Raw genomic sequence first — 16,731 nt, 5'->3', positions numbered from 1 at the left:
CGGGAAGGTACGCCGATGGGAACGCACGAATCGCCACAACAACCGGGAGACGACTCCGGCCGCGGAGCGCATGAGGCGCCCGACACCGACCAGCCGACCGGACGCACGATCGCCGGCGTCCTCGGATCGCCGCGTTTCTGGCTGGCACCGTTGGCTCTCGTCGCGGTGATGTTCTCGCTGATGGCCGCGCTGTACATGGCGGCGGTCGTCGACCCGCAGCGCCACCTCCACGACTTCCCCGTCGCCCTGGTGCAGGAGGACGCGGGCGGTGAGGTGCAGAACGCCGACGGACAGTCCACGCCGCAGAACTTCGGTGACCAGGTCGCCGAGGGCATCATCTCCTCGGCGGCGCAGAACGGGATCGTCGTGACCCGCACGGATCGCTCGACCGCGCTGTCCGAATTGAACAGCGGCAAGGTGTACGGCGTCATCGTCGTCGGGTCCAATTTCACGAATCGGGCGGTCGCGCTGGGCCGGTCGACGGTCCTCACCGCCGAACCGGCGAAACCGACCATCGACATCTTCATCAACCGGGGCTCCGGGGCGTTCGCGTCGTCGATCACCACCACCCTCGCCGATCAGGTCCGTGAACGGGTCAACGAGCAGGTGGGCGCGCAGCTGACCGAACAGGTCCGTACCCAGCTCGAGCGCAACGACATCACCTTCACCGGCGCGGCGCAGCTCGCGCTCGCGAGCCCGGTGGCCGTCGAGGTGTCCGAGCCGACCCCGCTTCCCGAGGGTGCGGGCAACGGATTGTCGGCGTTCTACCTGACCCTGCTGCTCGTGCTCGCCGGGTTCACCGGGGCGATGATGGTCAGCATCGTGGTCGACGGCATGCTCGGCCAGACCCCCATCGAATACGGGCCGTTCTATCAGCTGCGCGAGCGGCTCGCGATCAGCCGGTGGGCGACGCTCGCGGCGAAGTGGACGATCATGTTCCTGGTCGCGGTGGTGCTCTCGACCCTGTTCATCGCCGTCGGCGCGATGGTCGGGACGTCGATCCCGAACGGCTTCGTCCTGTGGATGCTCTCGGTGCTGGGCATCTTCGCCGTCGGAGTCAGTGCCAGCGCCATGATGGCGGTGTTCGGCAACCCCGGTCTGCTGTTCAATCTGCTCTTCTTCGTGGTGTTCGGCCTGCCGTCGTCGGGCGGGACGCTACCGCTGGAGGCGAGTCCCCGCCTCTTCGAGTGGATCGCCGCGATCGAGCCGATGCACGTGATCTACCTCGGTGTGCGTGCGGTCCTGTACTTCGACGCAGACCTGTCGGCGGGGTTGGGCCGATCGATCATCCAGTGCTTCATCGGCTTGCTCGTCGGCGTGCTCCTCGGTCTGCTCGGCACCAAGTTCTACGACCGCAAGGGCTGGCACCGATACCCGGGTGGGATGACGCTGCCGCCGAAGCTGGACAAGATCGTCAACGCCGGCTGACACGCGCGGCGCCGCCTCGCCCCGACCGTTCACCTGGGTCTGACACGGTGGCCGAATGGGTAACCCCGTCGTCATGTCGATCCCCGAATTGTCCTCGGCCCTGCACGAACTGCGGGACGACCTCGATCGCGCCGAGGAGCAGGCCGCCTCGCTCATCGCCGCGGTCGCCGACCAGCACCGGGACAGCGCCCGCAACCTCGTGCACTACGTCGCGGTGCGACGCCGCGATCTGCGCCCGCTGCAGGAGTCGATGTCCGCGCACGGACTGTCGAGTCTCGGCCGGATGGAGTCGATCGTCTATTCGTGGATCGAGACGGTCATCGAGACGGTGGACGCCCTGGTCGAGGGGCGCACCCGGCATCCGATCTGGGGTGACCTCGCGGGCGGGGTGCGGACCCTGACGCGTAATCGCGACCGGCTCCTCGGGCGCGTGCATCCCGGTGGCGGCGATGACGCCATCGTCGACGGACCCGGTGACGAGCACGGCGAGCGGGCCACCCGTGTGATGGTCACGATGCCGACCCAGGCCGCCGACGACCCCGACCTCGTCCGCGCCATGGGTGCCGCCGGAATGGACGTCGCGCGGGTGAACTGCGCACACGACGGCCCGGCCGAATGGGCACGGATGATCGATTCGGTGCGTGCTCTACCCGGCCGGGTGCGGGTGGCCATGGATCTCGCCGGTCCGAAGTTGCGCACCGGCCCGCTCGAACCGGGACCGAAGGTGATCAAGGTCAAACCGGTCCGCGCCGACGACGGCACCGTCGAACGGCGGTCGCGGGTGCGGCTCAGTGCCGCACCGTTCGATCCCGGCGCACGCCTGCCCGACGGCATCGACGCGGTCATCCCGGTACGCGCACTCGCCGACGTCGCGCAGGGAGACCGGTTGCGCCTACGGGACGCTCGTGGTCGCCGACGGCGACTCGAGGTGGTCGCGGTGTCCGAGGCGGGGATCGACGTCGAATGCGATCGCACCGTCTACTACGAGACGGGTACGCCGATCGGGTTGTCGGGCTCTGCCGACGCCGCCCCGATCGTCGTCGACGATCTGCCCGAGAAGCGTCAGCATCTGCTCGTGCGCACCGGTGACGAGATCCGGCTACAGCGCGACCTCACGCCGACACCGGCGACCCGGACCGGGCCGCATCGGATCGGATGCGAGCTCGGGGACGCCTTCGACGACGTCGAGGAGGGCCATCGGGTGTTGTTCGACGACGGCAAGATCGCCGGGCGAGTGCGGGAGAAGCTCGACGACGAGATCGTGGTCGACGTCGAGCGTGCCGCGCCGGGCGGGACGAAACTCCGCGCCGAGAAGGGCATCAACCTCCCGGACACGACGCTGCACATCCCGGCGCTCACCGCGTCGGACCGCGATGACCTCGAGTTCGTCGCGGCACATGCCGACATGGTGAACTGCTCGTTCGTCCGGTCGCCGGAGGACGTGGCCGATCTCATCGACGAACTGAACCGTCGAGGTGCGTCCGATGTGGGCATCGTGCTGAAGATCGAGACCCGGGCGGCCTTCGAGTCGCTCCCGCAGATGCTGCTCGAGGCGATGCGCTGGGACGCGGTCGGGGTCATGATCGCTCGCGGCGACCTGGCCGTCGAGGTCGGGTTCGGCCGGCTCGCCGAAGTGCAGGAGGAGATCCTCTGGCTGTGTGAGGCCGCGCATGTGCCGGTCATCTGGGCGACGCAGGTGCTCGACGGACTGGCCAAGAAGGGCGTGCCGTCCCGGGCCGAGGTCACCGACGCCGCGATGAGCCGGCGTGCGGAGGGCGTGATGCTGAACAAGGGGCCCTACATCGTCGAGGCCATCGAGGCGTTGACGTCGATCCTCGACCGGATGGGTGGTCACGTCGAGAAGAAGCGCGCGCTGCTTCGGCCGCTGACCTCGTTCGACATCGATCCGGGGTAGGCCGGCGGGCATGTCGGGGCACGTCGTGTCGGTACCCGATGGGAGAATGTCGCGGTGAGGTTCTACCGGGATGAGGCCGTCGTGCTGCGCCAGCACAAGCTGGGCGAAGCCGACCGCATCATCACGCTGCTCACCGCCGAACACGGTCTCGTGCGCGCGGTCGCCAAGGGCGTGCGGCGGACGCGGTCGAAGTTCGGCGCCCGGCTCGAACCCTTCGCCCACATCGACGTACATCTGTATCCCGGCCGCAGTCTCGACGTGGTCACCCAGGTCCACAGCCTGCACGCCTTCGCCGACGCCATCGTCGCCGACTACGGGCGCTACACCACGGCCTGCGCGGTCCTCGAGACCGCGGAACGGCTCGCGGGTGAGGAACGAGCGCCCACCCGTCAGCTGCACCGGCTGACGGTCGGGGCGCTGGCCGCGCTGGCCGACGACCGCCGGCCGCGTGAGCTGATCCTCGACGCCTACCTGCTGCGCGCGATGTACAGCGCGGGCTGGATGCCGGCGCTCGAGGAGTGCGCGCGGTGCGCGACACCCGGTCCTCACCGCGCTTTCCACGTCGCCGCCGGCGGCGCCGTCTGTCTGCCGTGCCGGCCACCCGGATCGGCGACCCCCTCGCCCGGCGTGCTCGACCTCATGGAAGCCCTGTTCCGCGGTCGGTGGGATGAGGTCGTCGACGCCACGCCGTCGCTGCGTCGACAGGCCAGCGGACTCACCGCCGCGCATCTGCAGTGGCATCTGGAACGCCAGCTCCGAACCCTGCCGCTGATCGAACGCACCGCCCCTCATAGGCTGATGGAGACGGGTGTGGACACGGGCGTGAGGAGGGTCGACGATGGCGTTGCGGCCGGGTAGTTCGGCGAAGGGACGCAAGGCCGCGAGCCTCCGGACGGATGTCCGTCCCCCCGATCCACATCCGAGCGGTGCCCGGCCCCCGGCGATCCCCGCCGAGTTCGTGCCCAAGCACGTGGCGCTGGTGATGGACGGGAACGGGCGCTGGGCCACCGATCGCGGGCTCCCGCGCACCGAGGGGCACAAGCGCGGCGAGGCCGTGTTGATGGACACCGTCTGCGGCTGTATCGAATTGGGGGTCGGCTGGCTCTCCGCCTACGCGTTCTCCACCGAGAACTGGTCGCGCAGCCCCGACGAGGTGAAGTTCCTCATGGGCTTCAACCGCGACGTCATCCGCCGTCGACGCGATGAGATGCACGAGATGGGCGTCCGGGTGCGCTGGGCCGGACGCCGACCCCGGTTGTGGCGCAGCGTGATCCGGGAACTCGAGATCGCCGAGGAGATGACCCGGGACAACACCGTCATGACGCTCACGATGTGCGTCAATTACGGCGGTCGTGCCGAGATCGCCGACGCCGCACGGGAGATCGCGCGACGCGCGGCGCGCGGCGAGATCGACCCGGAGCGCATCTCGGAGTCGACCTTCGCGCGGTACCTGGACGAGCCGGACATGCCCGACGTCGACCTGTTCCTGCGTCCGTCGGGGGAGCAGCGGATCTCGAACTTCCTGCTGTGGCAGTCGGCGTACGCCGAGATGGTCTACCAGGAGAAGCTCTTCCCGGACTTCGACCGGCGTGACCTGTGGGCGGCCTGTCTCGAATACGCCTCGCGCGACCGACGATTCGGCGGGGTGAAGCCGTCGTGACCGACGCCGCCGCGCTCCTCGACCGGACCGCGCAGATCGTCGCCGAACTCGGTCCCGTCGACCGACCCGACGCCGACTCCGTCGTCGTGCAGGTCGGTCCGACGCGTGCCTCCATCCGCGTGCTCACGCTGGCCGACGGGCTCGACGTGCTGGCTCTGACGCAGATGGTCGCGATGGACCTGCCCAACACCCCGACGCTCCGGGACGACGTCGAGGCGTGCGCCGCCCAGCTCAGCTTCGGCAGCCTCCGACGCTCCGACCGTGCGGGGGTCACCACAGATGTGTTGCAGTACTACACGTTTCCGGCGAGCCAGCTCGACGACGTGCCGCTGCTGACGGTCCTGCACATCGTCCTCGCCGCCGGTGTCGACGCCGCCGAACGGCTGGTGGGCCCGGCTTCTGCTTGAGTCTGGCGACATCGGATCCCGCTCCCTGAGGACTGAGAAGCGTTGAGCACGACCAATGCTCCCTGAGGCGTTGAGCGCGACCAATGCTCCCTGAGGTGCGAGCGAAGCGAGCCACGAAGGGCCGCAACGTGTCTCGCCAGGACCCTTCGTGGCTCGTCGCTAGCGCTCCTCGCACCTCAGGGAGCAGTAGTTTGCGGTTTTTCGGATCGGGGAGCGGAGGCGGGCTCGTTCCGCCCGCTCAGTCCTTCTCGGCGGTTCGGCAGTCCCCACAGCGCCCGAAGACCTCGACGGTGTGGTTGATGTCGGTGAAGCCGTGCTGGGCGGCGATCTTCGCGGCCCAGCGTTCGACCGGTTCGGCCTGGACCTCGACGGTGGTGCCGCACTCCCGGCAGACGAGGTGGTGGTGGTGTCCCGACGAGCAGTGGCGGTAGCGGGTCTCCCCGGAGCCGTCCCACAGGACATCGATCTGGCCGGCCTGGCTCAGCGCCTGCAGATTGCGGTACACCGTCGTCAGGCCGATGGATTCGCCCCGGGCCTTGAGGATCTCGTGGAGTTCCTGCGCGGAGCAGAAGTCCTCGGTGCCGGCCAGGGCGTCGGCGATCGCGGCGCGTTGGCGCGTCGACCGGATGCCGGTGACCGGCTGCGGCCCCGATGCGACGCCACTCATTCGTTCACCACCCGGGACGCATCGGACGGCACGGCGCGGCCGTCGGTGGTCTCGTTCGCGTGGATCAGCGCATCGCCGACGATGTGCGCGACATGGTCGTCGAGGAGTTCGTAGGTGATCTCACGACCGTTGCGCTGGCCCCGCACCACACCGGCGTCCTTGAGCACGCGCAGGTGCTGGCTGACCAGAGGCTGACTCAAGCCCAGGTGCCCGACGAGTTCGTGGACGCATTGCACCCGCTCCCGCAGGGACAGCACGATGGCGACGCGGGTGGGAGAGGCGAGGGCGCGCAGTAGGTCGGCGGCGGCTTCCCGCGCCGCGGCATCGGCCGCTTCGATCGGTCCGGGCCCGTCCAACGGTTGCGTCGACATCACGCTCCTCCTCGCCTGGCTCGCGCCACTGATCCGGCCATTCTATCGGAAATGGTTTTCAATCCGTGCCACCGGTGTCGCCGCTGGTCAGCCCTCGTCTGCACGTCGGCGCTCGGCCGGCGGCGGGACCCCGTCCGCACCTGCGGTCGACAACGCGTAGGTCGCGACCGCGGACGCGACCGCAGCCGAGTTGACGCCCAGCAGGTCGGTGTTCAGGTTGTCGATGGTGTCGCGCGCGGTGTGATAGTCGGGGTCGAAGGGTTCTCCGGCCCGGCCGCCCCACATCTCCGCCTGCGCTTCGTCCTTCCTTGTTTCCGCGCCGGTGAACACCCCGCCGGAGGGGATGCCCACCGCGATGAACGGGCCGTAATCGGAACGGCCGTCGAAGTCGTCGGGGGCGAGGGGGATGCCGCGATCGGCGTAGAACTTCTCGAAGGTCCGCTCGATGCCCCCGGAGCCGTCCGGGCCGGGGCCGGCTCCCTGACGCTCGGAGTCGTCGCCGTCGTAGGTGAAGTACCCGCCGTTGGGTGAGGCGAGCATGTCGAAGTTCAGGTAGAGGGCCACCGCCGTACGTGCGGCCGGGTCGAGTCCCCGGACGTACTCGGTGGAACCCACGAGCCCGTCCTCTTCCGCGCCCCAGAACGCGAATCGCACGCGGTGCGGGACACGGGGTGACGACCCGAGTCGTAGAGCCGTCTCGAGTACGGCCGCGGAGCCGCTGGCGTTGTCGTTCATGCCGGGTCCCTCGGCGACGCTGTCGAGGTGTGCGCCGGCCATGACGACGTCGTCGCCGGTGCCCGTCCGGGTCTCGGCGATCAGGTTGCGCGTGGTGATGCCGGTGGTCTTCGCCTCGACCGCAAGCGCGACCGATCGCGCCGACCGCACCCGATCGGCGTCGTCGCCCGCGATGCCGAGGACCGGGATCCCCGGACGGTCGTCCGGCCCCAGGGTGGCGCCGGTGAGCGGGCCGGGCTCGTTGTTGACCATGACGACCCCGACCGCGCCGGCCGACTCCGCGTTCCGTGCCTTGTCGGCGAAGGTGCAGGTTCCTCGGGTGATGACGGCGATCGCACCACGCGTCGTGGCCGGAAAGTCGGTGTTCGCGCAGCCGAGGCCGTTGACGGCAACCGGGGCCCCGGTGACCGGGGTGTCGCCGGTTCCGGCCGAATACTCGACGACGCGGGTGGCGACCTTCAGGCCGTCGGCGGTGAGGCTGACCGGACCGGCGTCGAAGCGCTCGTACTCGACGGGCGGCGTCGTCACGTCGAAGCCCGCCGTGCGGAGGAGCCCGGCGACGTAGTCCAGCGAGGCGTCGTACCCGGGTGTGCCGGCCGCGCGGTTGCCGCCGTTGTTGTCGGCGATCTGGGCCAGTGCGCGAACGTGCGCCATCACGTTGTCAAGGGTTACGGCCTCGGCCAGCGCGGCCGGGGTGACCTCGTCGATCGGCGGTTCGGGAGAGGGCGTCGACACCGGCGCCGACGAGGGTCGCTGGGGCTCGGCGGACTGCTCGGCCGCGCACCCCACGGCCAGTGCCAGTGTCAGTGCGAGGCCGGCCGAGGCGAGGACCGGCCGACGCCCGCGGGCCGATGGGGGGACGCCGACGCGTCGTCGTATGCGAACGATCACCCTGCCACTCTGGCAGTTTCCGTCCGTGCATGTGGGTCCGACGGGTGCACCGTTGCCGGTGGTTTCGGGAAACGGCACACGTGCTCGGTAGTCTGTACGGGTTGCCGCCCGCATCTGGTGGATGCACGTCGAGCACCGAGCGTCAGCACGACCGTCCCAGCCGAACACCTCAACCCGTGGAGAGCAGTTAACCGTGGCCGCCCAGTCCAATGTGGAATCCGTCGTCAACCTCGCCAAGCGCCGGGGCCTGGTGTACCAGTGCGGTGAGATCTACGGCGGTACCAAATCGGCGTGGGACTACGGCCCGCTCGGCGTCGAACTGAAGGAGAACATCAAGCGGCAGTGGTGGCGCACGATGGTCATCAGCCGCGAGGACGTCGTCGGCGTCGACTCGTCGGTCATCCTGCCGCGTCAGGTGTGGGAGGCCTCGGGCCACGTCGAGGTGTTCACCGACCCGCTCGTCGAGTCGCTGCACACCCACAAGCGCTACCGCGCCGACCATCTCATCGAGGCCTACGAGGCCAAGCACGGGCACCCGCCGGCCAACGGTCTGGCCGACATCAACGACCCGGAGACCGGGCAGCCCGGCAACTGGACCGAACCCAAGGCGTTCAGCGGTCTGATGAAGACGTTCCTCGGGCCTGTCGACGACGAAGAGGGTCTGCACTACCTGCGTCCCGAGACCGCGCAGGGCATCTTCGTGAACTTCAAGAACGTGATGACCACCGCGCGCAAGAAGCCGCCGTTCGGCATCGCGCAGATCGGCAAGAGCTTCCGCAACGAGATCACACCGGGCAACTTCATCTTCCGCACCCGTGAGTTCGAGCAGATGGAGATGGAGTTCTTCGTCAAGCCGGGCGAGGACGAGGAATGGCACCAGTACTGGATCGACCAGCGCTTCGACTGGTACGTCAACCTGGGCATCGACCCGGAGAACCTGCGGCTCTACGACCACCCGAAGGAGAAGTTGTCGCACTACTCCAAGCGGACCGTGGACGTGGAGTACAAGTTCGGGTTCACCGGCAACCCGTGGGGTGAGCTCGAGGGTGTCGCCAACCGGACCGACTACGACCTGTCCACCCACAGCAAGCACTCGGGGGAGGACCTGTCGTTCTTCGACCAGGCGTCGGGTGAGCGCTACACCCCGTTCGTCATCGAGCCGGCGGCCGGCCTGACCCGCTCGCTGATGGCCTTCCTGTGTGACGCCTACACCGAGGAGGAGGTGCCGAACGCGAAGGGCGGCACCGACACTCGGACGGTGCTGCGGCTCGACCGCCGGCTGGCCCCGATCAAGGTCGCCGTGCTGCCGCTCTCGCGCAACGAGAAGCTCTCGCCGAAGGCCCGCGACCTCGCCGCCGAACTCCGCAAGCACTGGAACGTCGAGTTCGACGACGCACAGGGCATCGGCAAGCGGTACCGCCGGCAGGACGAGATCGGCACGCCGTTCTGCGTGACGGTCGACTTCGACACCCTCGACGACCAGGCCGTCACGGTGCGCGAACGGGACACCATGAGCCAGGAGCGGGTCGCGCTCGACAAGGTCGCCGAGTATCTCGGCGGCAAGCTGCTCGGCGCCTGATCCTGCTCCCGGCCGCGCGGGCCGGGTGTTCACGATTCCGCCTGACCTGCGGATGTCTGTCACAATCGATGACGAGTTGTCGCGTGGAGTAGGACATGGGGTCCGTCGTGCGCGCGACGAGAGAGTGAGTGGAGTCGTGTCTGTCAGCGGGAAAGTCGTTCATTACGACGCGAATCGGGGATTCGGGTTCTTGGCGCCGGAATCGGGCGGCGCCGATGTGTTCCTCCACATCAACGACATCGACATCGACGAGAACTCGTTGAAACCGGGTGCCAAGGTGTCCTTCGACATCGAGGAGACCGACCGCGGTTCCAAGGCCGTCAACGTCGCGGTGACCGAGGCCGCGCCGGCCGACGACACCGCCGGCGCACGGGCGCACCGCCGCGACGAGCACCACGGCCGCGACCGTGATCGTGGGGACCGGGGCGACCGCGGACGTCACGACGACCGCGGCAGCCGTCGTCCGCGCGGCGGGGGTGGCTCGCTGGATGCCGCCGCGTTCACCGAAGAGCTCACCGAGCTGCTCCTCGACGCCGACGGCGCCCTCACGGCTCGTCAGATCGTGGCGATCAGGCAGCGGGTCACCGACTTCGCCGTCGCCCGGGGCTGGGTGCTTGACTAGCACCCGACAGGGTCCCGAGACGGTCGGGCATGTGCTCCCGACGGTGGCAACCTACGGCGACGAGGCCGTCGAGCGGTTCGTGCCCGAGGGCGCCAAGGTCGCGAGCCTGCCCGGCACCCGGACCGACCATCGAAGCGACTTCGCGCGGGACCGTGCGCGAGTGCTGCACTCGGCCGCCCTGCGCAGGCTGGCCGACAAGACGCAGGTCGTCGGTCCGCGGGAGGGTGACACGCCCCGTACCCGGCTCACGCATTCGCTCGAGGTCGGGCAGATCGGCCGGGGGATCGCCATCGGTCTCGGCGCCGAACCCGACCTCGTCGAACTCGCCGGACTCGCCCACGACATCGGGCATCCGCCCTACGGACACAACGGCGAACGCGCGCTCGACGAGGTGGCGGCGGAGCACGGTGGTTTCGAGGGCAATGCCCAGAACCTGCGCATCCTGACGCGGCTCGAACCCAAGCTGCTCGATGCCGACGGGCGCAGCGCCGGCCTCAACCTCACCCGCGCGTCGTTGGACGCGACCCTGAAGTATCCGTGGACCCGACGCACACCCGGAGGCAAGTTCGGCGCCTACGACGACGATGCCGCCATGCTGGCGTGGATTCGTCGGGAGGCGCCCGGGACCCGACAGTGCGTCGAGGCCCAGATCATGGACTGGTCCGACGACGTGGCGTACTCCGTGCACGACCTCGAGGACGGCGTCATCGGTGGCCGGATCGACCTGCGGACCCTCGGCGATCCGCAGGACCAACGCGCGCTCGCCGACATCGGCGCCAAGGAATTCCCGGGTCTCGACCCCGAGGCCCTCGTCGACGCCGCCGCCCGCCTGCACCGCATGGACATCGTGCGGTCGGTGGGTGTCTTCGACGGCACGCTCGACTCCTACGTCGCACTCAAGAGGTTGACCAGTGAGTTCATCGGCCGCTTCGCGTCGGCCGCGATCACCGGCACCCGCGAGGTGGTCGGCGACCGGCCGGTCTCGCGCTACGACGCCGACCTCGAGGTGCCGGAACTCATCGCCGCCGAGGTGTCGATGCTCAAGACCCTGGCACTGCGCTTCATCTTCTCCAACGAGCGGCACAAGGCGACGCAGCGTCGTCAGCGGGAACGCATCCACCGAGTCGCGAACTGGTTCGCCGAGGCGGCGCCCGGGGGCCTGGACCCGATCTTCGTGCCGTGGTGGAACGCCGCGTCCGACGATGCCGCCCGCATGCGGGTCATCGTCGACCAGATCGCGTCCATGACCGAAGGCCGGCTCGAGCGCACCGACAAGCACAATTCGGGGGCCCAGGCGCATCTGGGGTAGGCCGGGCGTGGTCGACGAAGCACCCGGCCGGGCGGCCTCACCGGCGTCACTACACTGGTCGCGTGGCAGGCCGAATTCCCGATCGCGACATCACGGCGATCCGTGAGCAGACGAGGATCGAGGACATCGTCGGCGACTACGTCGCCCTCCGGCGCGCCGGTGCCGACAGCCTCAAGGGCCTGTGCCCCTTCCACGACGAGAAGTCGCCGTCGTTCCACGTCCGTCCCAACCACGGCCACTTCCACTGCTTCGGCTGCGGCGAAGGCGGCGACGTGTACAGCTTCCTGCAGAAGCAGGAGCACATCAGCTTCGTCGAGGCGGTCGAGCAGCTCGCCGACCGGATCGGCTACCAGATCAACTACGAGGGCGGCGGTACCGCCATCAAGCGGGACCGCGGCACCCGCGCCCGACTGGTGGCCGCCAACGCCGCCGCGGCCAAGTTCTACGCGGCCGCGCTGCAGTCACCCGAGGCGCAGCCGGCGCGCGACTACCTCAAGGAACGCGACTTCGACGCGGTGGCGGCCGTCCGATTCGGTTGCGGTTACGCACCTGCCGGCTGGGACACGATGACCAAGGCGCTGCTGTCGCAGGGCTTCGAGTTCAGCGAACTCGAAGCCGCCGGTCTGTCCAAACAAGGACGCAAGGGGCCGATCGACCGCTTCCATCGCCGTCTCCTGTGGCCGATCCGCAACCTCGGCGGGGACATCATCGGCTTCGGCGCCCGCAAACTGTTCGACGACGACAACCTCGGCAAGTACATGAACACGCCGGAGACCATGCTGTACAAGAAGTCTCAGGTGCTGTTCGGTCTCGACCACGCGAAGAAGAGCATCGCCAAGGGGCATCAGGTGGTGGTCGTCGAGGGCTACACCGACGTCATGGCGATGCATCTGGCCGGCGTCACCACAGCGGTCGCCTCGTGTGGCACCGCCTTCGGTGAGGACCACCTCGCCCTCATCCGGCGGCTGATGATGGACGACTCGTACTTCCGCGGCGAGGTGATCTACACGTTCGACGGGGACGATGCCGGAAAAGCAGCCGCGCTCAAGGCCTTCGAGGGCGAACAGTCCATCTCGGGGCAGACGTTCGTGGCGATCGCGCCCGATGGCATGGATCCCTGCGAACTCCGGCAGGAGAAGGGCGACGCCGCCGTCCGCGACCTGGTCGCGCGTCGGGTGCCGATGTTCGAGTTCGCGATCAAGGCCCTCCTCGCCGGCCACGACCTCGACACCGCCGAGGGCCGCGTCCACGCGTTGCGCGACACCGTCCCGGTGGTCGCCCGGATCAAGGACATCGCGCTGCGTGACGAGTACGCCCGCCAGCTGGCGGGTTGGGTCGGTTGGGAGGAGGTCTCCCAGGTTCTCGGCAGAGTCCGCGAAGAAGGCGCGAGAATCCGAAAGGCGCAGGGCGTCAGTAACTCCGGCAGTCGGGGGAGCGGTCGCGGTGCTCGTAATCGGCCGGAGGCGGAGGCCGCGCCGACGTCCGCCCGCCCCCAGCCCAACGACCCGCGCCTGTGGCCGCAGCGGGAAGCACTGAAGGCGGCGCTGCAGTATCCGGCGATCGCCGGCACGGTCTTCGACTCGCTGCCCGTCGAGTGCTTCAACGAGCCGGCCTACGCCATCATCCGGCAGGCGATGACCGGCCTCGGGGGCACGTCGGCCGGGCTGGGTGGCGCGGCCTGGGTCGACGCCGTGCGCAATGTTGTCGACGACCCCGTCATCGACCCGCTGGTGACCGAGCTGGCGGTCGAGTCGATGCCCGTCGACGAGGACAACATCGCGCGCTACATCACGAGCGTGCTCGCCAGGCTACAAGAGGTGTGGGTCGGTTCCCAGATCGCCGACATCAAGTCGCGTCTACGCCGGATGGCACCCAGCGACGACCCGGACGGGTACAACGCGGTCTTCGGCGATCTCGTCGCCCTCGAGGCCTACCGTCGGAGCCTGCTGGAACAGGCGGTCGACCCCATCGTCGACGCGGGCTGAGTCCTGCGAGTCGCGCCGGCTCTGCGGGTTGAGCCGAGTCGAAGCCCCCGCCGGGCCGATGAGTTCGCGTGGTGGCGCCGGTCTATCTGTCGACACCGCTACGAAGGGCACTGATCATGGCGACCACCATCTATTCGGCGACCGCATCGCTCGACGGGTACATCGCGGGCCCCGGCGGGGACATGTCGTGGCTGACCCGGTTCTTCGACGTCCCCGCCGAGGGACAGAACCGGGCAGCCGACGACGCGGCCGACCGGTTGATGCGTGGTACCGGCGCGGTGTTGGTCGGCAACCGGTCGTTCCGCGGCGATGACCCCAACAAGGGCACCGACCGCGAGGGTGCGTTCGGCGGCGAATACGACGGTCCCGCCGTCGTTCTCACACACAACCCGCCGGCGGACCCCGTCGACGGCTTCACGTTCGTCTCGGATCTGCACGAGGCGGTCGACCTCGCCGCCCGGACGGCCGGCGATGGTTACGTCACCGTCATCGGCGCCGACGTCGCGCGACAGATGATCGATCACGGGCTGCTCGACGAGGTGCTCGTGTTCTTCGTCCCGGTGTTCCTGGGGGCGGGCATCCGGCTGTTCGACCGTCACGAGGGCGGCGAGGTCAGACTCACGCCCATTCCCGGTGAGACCGAGTACTGGTGTCGCGTCGAACGATGAGCCCGGTGGCGGCGGCCGGCGACGAACTCCAGCTGAACAGTCGACGACGGTTTGCCTCCCACACTGCGAGACGACCGGTCGCTGCCTAGCGTGGGAGCGTGGACGCGAATGACGAGCGCCGGCAGGTCACCGAGGTTCAGCACCGCCTGATCGGGATGTACGGCGACAGAAAACCCGAGGAAGTGGCCGATGCGGTCGAAGCCGCGTACCGACACTTCGACGGCACCGACGTGCGCGACTTCGTGCCGCTGCTGGTCGAGCGCCGCGCCAACGAGACACTCAGTGGCTCTGCGGTGATGGCCGACTCGACCGATGTGCCACCCACAGTGGGTGAGTGAGCGCTGCGGGCCCGGCCGGGGGATTGCTTGCTCTCGCTCTGTGCTACAACGCTTTTCGTGCGTGGGGCGGGCGGGGCTCGAACCCGCGACCTACGGATTATGAGTCCGCGGCTCTAACCGACTGAGCTACCGCCCCGTGGGCCCGAGAGCCCGCTGCTGGACATTACCGCACGGTCGACGGTCATATGAATGCGGACCGGCACGACTGCCGAAGACGAGAAAACCCGTCACCTGCCGACGCGGGTGACGGGCCTCTTGCTCCCCCAACTGGACTCGAACCAGTAACCGTTCGATTAACAGTCGAATGCTCTGCCAATTGAGCTATGGGGGACTGCCTCGGACCTGCTCGGCGCTCGTGGAGCGCGTCATCAGGACCGAGGACAGACTTTAGCGCATGGTCATGTCGGACGACAAAACGGGCGGTCAGCCGCATGCGGCGGCCAGGCCGCCCGCTGCGCTACTCCCGGGGGTAGTCCTCGGGGTCGATCTCGACCTCGGTGGCCTGTTCGGCGGCGTCAGCGTCGTCGGCCTCGAACGGCACGCTGGGGTTGACACCTTCAGCGGGATCGGGCGCTGCCGTCTGGGCCTGCTCGAGTGCATCGGCCTCGTTGGCCTCGACCGGCAGGTCGGCTTCCGGTGACGTCATCGGGACGCTCCTCTCCTCGTCGGACTCCTACGTCTCCACGTGTACCCGACGAGAGTGGTTTCAGTCGCCCCCGCGTCGCTCGTCGTAGTCGGCCTGGGCGTCGCGGACGGCCGGCATGTTGTCCTGCACGAGTTCAATCAGGCCGCTCAACTGGTCGGCGACCTGCCTGCCGAGCGGAGTGAGGTGGTACTCGACCTTCGGCGGGATGGCTTCGAGGACGGTGCGCACGATCATGCCGTCGCGTTCGAGGCTCTGGAGGGTCTGCGAGAGCATCCGTTCGCTCACGCCGTCGACGCGTCGCCGCAGCGCGCTGAATCGATAGTTGCTCTCCCCCAACGCGATCAGCACGAGGCTGCCCCAGCGTCCGGTAACGGTCTGCAGTGTGGTCCGGGACGAGCAGTCCCGGGCGAAAACGTCCGCCTCGAGGGACTCGTCGCTGATCTCGGTCACGTGCTCAACGGTAGCCGAATAGACGAGACCTTGCTAACAGTTCGTATTGCACTTACGAAAAGTAAGTGCATACTGGGAGTCGTTCAACCGACAGAGATGAGGAATCAGATGACCACAGCAGTGACCGGCGCGACGGGACAGCTCGGCGGACTCGTAATCGACGAACTACTCGCCCGGGGCATCGCCGCCGCCGACGTGGTGGCGATCGTCCGCGACGAGTCGAAGGCCTCGAAGCTCGTGTCGCACGGCGTTTCGGTCCGTGTCGCCGACTATGACGATCCGGCATCACTTGTCGACGCCCTCGTCGGCGTCGACAAGTTGCTGCTGGTCTCGGGTTCGGCGGTCGGGCAACGTGTTGCCCAGCACACCAACGTGATCGAGGCGGCGGAGGCCAACTCCGTCGAACTGATCGCCTACACCAGCCTGCTGCACGCCGACACGAGCGGTCTGAGTCTGGCTCCCGAGCACGTCGCCACCGAAGCCCGACTGAACGAGTCGTCGGTGCCCGCCGTGATCCTGCGCAACGGCTGGTACTGGGAGAACTACCTGGCCGCCATCCCGCAGGCGGCGGCGACCGGAACGCTCCTGGGTGCCGCGGGTGAGGGAAAACTCGCTGCCGCCGCTCGTGCCGACTACGCGGCTGCGGCCGCAGCGGTCCTCACCGCCGACTCGGACCAGGCCGGCAAGGTCTACGAGTTGGGTGGTGACGAGCGGCTGACCTACGGCGAATTCGCCCGAGCGATCGGTGTGGCATCGGGTGCGACCGTCCAGTACCGCGACCTCTCCGAAGCCGACTACCAGGCCGCTCTCGTCAGCGCGGGTCTGCCGGAACCGGTCGCCGCGATGCTGGCCGGCGCAGATGCCGGGATCAGCCGCGGTGAGCTGGACACCGACTCCGGCGACCTCCAGTCGCTCATCGGCCGGTCGTCGACCCCCGTCGCGGAGGTCATCGCGCAGGCGCTCGCCTGACCCGGCGTCGTACGATCGGCGTCCGGCGTGCTCCGCGCCGAGTCGCATCGATGAGTTCGGCTGCGACACCGAGTCTGTCCGCATAGATTGC

Annotated in this window: 17 protein-coding genes and 2 tRNA genes; 12 read left to right on the top strand and 7 right to left on the bottom strand. The window is 68.6% G+C overall.

Annotated elements, in window-relative coordinates; genetic code table 11:
- The first annotated feature begins 15 nt into the window (after positions 1–15).
- Genes AS181_RS13430 through AS181_RS13410 form a run of 5 tightly spaced genes read left to right on the top strand, consistent with a single transcriptional unit; the run spans position 16 to position 5,410 of the window.
- The gene (locus AS181_RS13430) at positions 16–1,428 is read left to right on the top strand and encodes a YhgE/Pip domain-containing protein (protein ID WP_058252077.1); all 1,413 of its coding nucleotides are present in this window, start codon (positions 16–18) and stop codon (positions 1,426–1,428) included.
- A 55-nt stretch (positions 1,429–1,483) separates the two neighbouring features.
- Positions 1,484–3,343, top strand: coding sequence for a pyruvate kinase (locus AS181_RS13425; protein ID WP_175404331.1), 1,860 nt, complete (start codon positions 1,484–1,486; stop codon positions 3,341–3,343).
- A 54-nt stretch (positions 3,344–3,397) separates the two neighbouring features.
- On the top strand, positions 3,398–4,201 hold the full coding sequence (gene recO / locus AS181_RS13420; protein ID WP_055475472.1) for a DNA repair protein RecO: 804 nt from the start codon (positions 3,398–3,400) through the stop codon (positions 4,199–4,201).
- Entirely contained in the window at positions 4,182–5,003 is an 822-nt protein-coding gene (locus tag AS181_RS13415; protein WP_058252076.1) for an isoprenyl transferase, read from the top strand. The genes recO and AS181_RS13415 overlap by 20 nt, the downstream gene beginning before the upstream one ends.
- Positions 5,000–5,410 carry a hypothetical protein gene (locus AS181_RS13410; RefSeq protein WP_058252075.1) on the top strand — a complete coding sequence of 137 codons (411 nt, stop codon included), beginning with the start codon at positions 5,000–5,002 and terminating at the stop codon, positions 5,408–5,410. Before AS181_RS13415 ends, AS181_RS13410 begins: the two co-directional genes overlap by 4 nt.
- A gap of 238 nt (positions 5,411–5,648) precedes the next feature.
- Here the strand turns inward: AS181_RS13410 and AS181_RS13405 are convergent, their stop codons facing one another.
- The 3 genes from AS181_RS13405 to AS181_RS13395 all read right to left on the bottom strand — a co-directional run bounded on the left by AS181_RS13405 (position 5,649) and on the right by AS181_RS13395 (position 8,074).
- Entirely contained in the window at positions 5,649–6,077 is a 429-nt protein-coding gene (locus AS181_RS13405) for a Fur family transcriptional regulator (RefSeq protein WP_058252074.1), read from the bottom strand.
- The gene (locus tag AS181_RS13400; RefSeq protein WP_058252073.1) at positions 6,074–6,448 is read right to left on the bottom strand and encodes an ArsR/SmtB family transcription factor; all 375 of its coding nucleotides are present in this window, start codon (positions 6,446–6,448) and stop codon (positions 6,074–6,076) included. Before AS181_RS13400 ends, AS181_RS13405 begins: the two co-directional genes overlap by 4 nt.
- Positions 6,449–6,535: 87 nt before the next feature.
- Positions 6,536–8,074 (bottom strand): M28 family metallopeptidase, encoded by a 1,539-nt coding sequence (locus AS181_RS13395; RefSeq protein ID WP_058252182.1) that lies wholly within the window; start codon positions 8,072–8,074, stop codon positions 6,536–6,538.
- A gap of 193 nt (positions 8,075–8,267) precedes the next feature.
- On the opposite strand from AS181_RS13395, the gene AS181_RS13390 reads away from it, so the two are divergent.
- From AS181_RS13390 to AS181_RS13365, 6 genes are all read left to right on the top strand, one after another.
- Entirely contained in the window at positions 8,268–9,653 is a 1,386-nt protein-coding gene (locus tag AS181_RS13390; protein WP_058252072.1) for a glycine--tRNA ligase, read from the top strand.
- A gap of 136 nt (positions 9,654–9,789) precedes the next feature.
- On the top strand, positions 9,790–10,275 hold the full coding sequence (locus AS181_RS13385; RefSeq protein ID WP_058252071.1) for a cold-shock protein: 486 nt from the start codon (positions 9,790–9,792) through the stop codon (positions 10,273–10,275).
- Complete coding sequence (locus AS181_RS13380) at positions 10,268–11,584, top strand: deoxyguanosinetriphosphate triphosphohydrolase (RefSeq protein ID WP_058252070.1); 1,317 nt, start codon at positions 10,268–10,270, stop codon at positions 11,582–11,584. Before AS181_RS13385 ends, AS181_RS13380 begins: the two co-directional genes overlap by 8 nt.
- A 62-nt stretch (positions 11,585–11,646) precedes the next feature.
- Positions 11,647–13,569: a DNA primase gene (dnaG, locus tag AS181_RS13375; RefSeq protein ID WP_058252069.1), complete on the top strand. Its 1,923-nt coding sequence runs from the start codon at positions 11,647–11,649 to the stop codon at positions 13,567–13,569.
- A 116-nt stretch (positions 13,570–13,685) separates the two neighbouring features.
- Positions 13,686–14,237 carry a dihydrofolate reductase family protein gene (locus tag AS181_RS13370; protein ID WP_058252181.1) on the top strand — a complete coding sequence of 184 codons (552 nt, stop codon included), beginning with the start codon at positions 13,686–13,688 and terminating at the stop codon, positions 14,235–14,237.
- Between the two features lie 98 nt (positions 14,238–14,335).
- On the top strand, positions 14,336–14,575 hold the full coding sequence (locus AS181_RS13365; RefSeq protein ID WP_058252068.1) for a three-helix bundle dimerization domain-containing protein: 240 nt from the start codon (positions 14,336–14,338) through the stop codon (positions 14,573–14,575).
- A gap of 62 nt (positions 14,576–14,637) precedes the next feature.
- Here AS181_RS13365 and AS181_RS13360 read toward each other — a convergent pair.
- From AS181_RS13360 to AS181_RS13345, 4 genes are all read right to left on the bottom strand, one after another.
- Positions 14,638–14,711 (bottom strand) — tRNA-Ile (locus AS181_RS13360).
- 122 nt (positions 14,712–14,833) lie between these two features.
- Positions 14,834–14,906: transfer RNA gene (locus AS181_RS13355), tRNA-Asn, on the bottom strand.
- A 126-nt stretch (positions 14,907–15,032) separates the two neighbouring features.
- Positions 15,033–15,221 carry a hypothetical protein gene (locus AS181_RS13350; RefSeq protein WP_058252067.1) on the bottom strand — a complete coding sequence of 63 codons (189 nt, stop codon included), beginning with the start codon at positions 15,219–15,221 and terminating at the stop codon, positions 15,033–15,035.
- A 60-nt stretch (positions 15,222–15,281) separates the two neighbouring features.
- The gene (locus AS181_RS13345; protein ID WP_058252066.1) at positions 15,282–15,671 is read right to left on the bottom strand and encodes a winged helix-turn-helix transcriptional regulator; all 390 of its coding nucleotides are present in this window, start codon (positions 15,669–15,671) and stop codon (positions 15,282–15,284) included.
- Positions 15,672–15,779: 108 nt separating this feature from the next.
- Between AS181_RS13345 and AS181_RS13340 the strand changes: the two genes are divergently transcribed.
- Positions 15,780–16,640, top strand: coding sequence for an SDR family oxidoreductase (locus AS181_RS13340; RefSeq protein ID WP_058252065.1), 861 nt, complete (start codon positions 15,780–15,782; stop codon positions 16,638–16,640).
- The last annotated feature ends 91 nt before the right edge of the window (positions 16,641–16,731 follow it).

This window comes from Gordonia sp. SGD-V-85, assembly GCF_001456905.1.
GTDB lineage: Bacteria > Actinomycetota > Actinomycetes > Mycobacteriales > Mycobacteriaceae > Gordonia > Gordonia hongkongensis.
The sequence above is the reverse complement of the archived record's forward strand: the minus strand, read 5'-3'. Positions and strand labels throughout refer to the sequence as shown.

Excerpts from the sequence above, each read along its gene's own strand:
- AS181_RS13430 (WP_058252077.1), top strand. The coding sequence starts at position 16 with ATGGGAACGCACGAATCGCCACAACAACCGGGAGACGACTCCGGCCGC.
- AS181_RS13425 (WP_175404331.1), top strand. The coding sequence starts at position 1,484 with ATGGGTAACCCCGTCGTCATGTCGATCCCCGAATTGTCCTCGGCCCTG.
- AS181_RS13415 (WP_058252076.1), top strand. The coding sequence starts at position 4,182 with ATGGCGTTGCGGCCGGGTAGTTCGGCGAAGGGACGCAAGGCCGCGAGC.
- AS181_RS13405 (WP_058252074.1), bottom strand. The coding sequence starts at position 6,077 with ATGAGTGGCGTCGCATCGGGGCCGCAGCCGGTCACCGGCATCCGGTCG.
- AS181_RS13400 (WP_058252073.1), bottom strand. The coding sequence starts at position 6,448 with ATGTCGACGCAACCGTTGGACGGGCCCGGACCGATCGAAGCGGCCGAT.
- AS181_RS13370 (WP_058252181.1), top strand. The coding sequence starts at position 13,686 with ATGGCGACCACCATCTATTCGGCGACCGCATCGCTCGACGGGTACATC.
- AS181_RS13350 (WP_058252067.1), bottom strand. The coding sequence starts at position 15,221 with ATGACGTCACCGGAAGCCGACCTGCCGGTCGAGGCCAACGAGGCCGAT.
- AS181_RS13340 (WP_058252065.1), top strand. The coding sequence starts at position 15,780 with ATGACCACAGCAGTGACCGGCGCGACGGGACAGCTCGGCGGACTCGTA.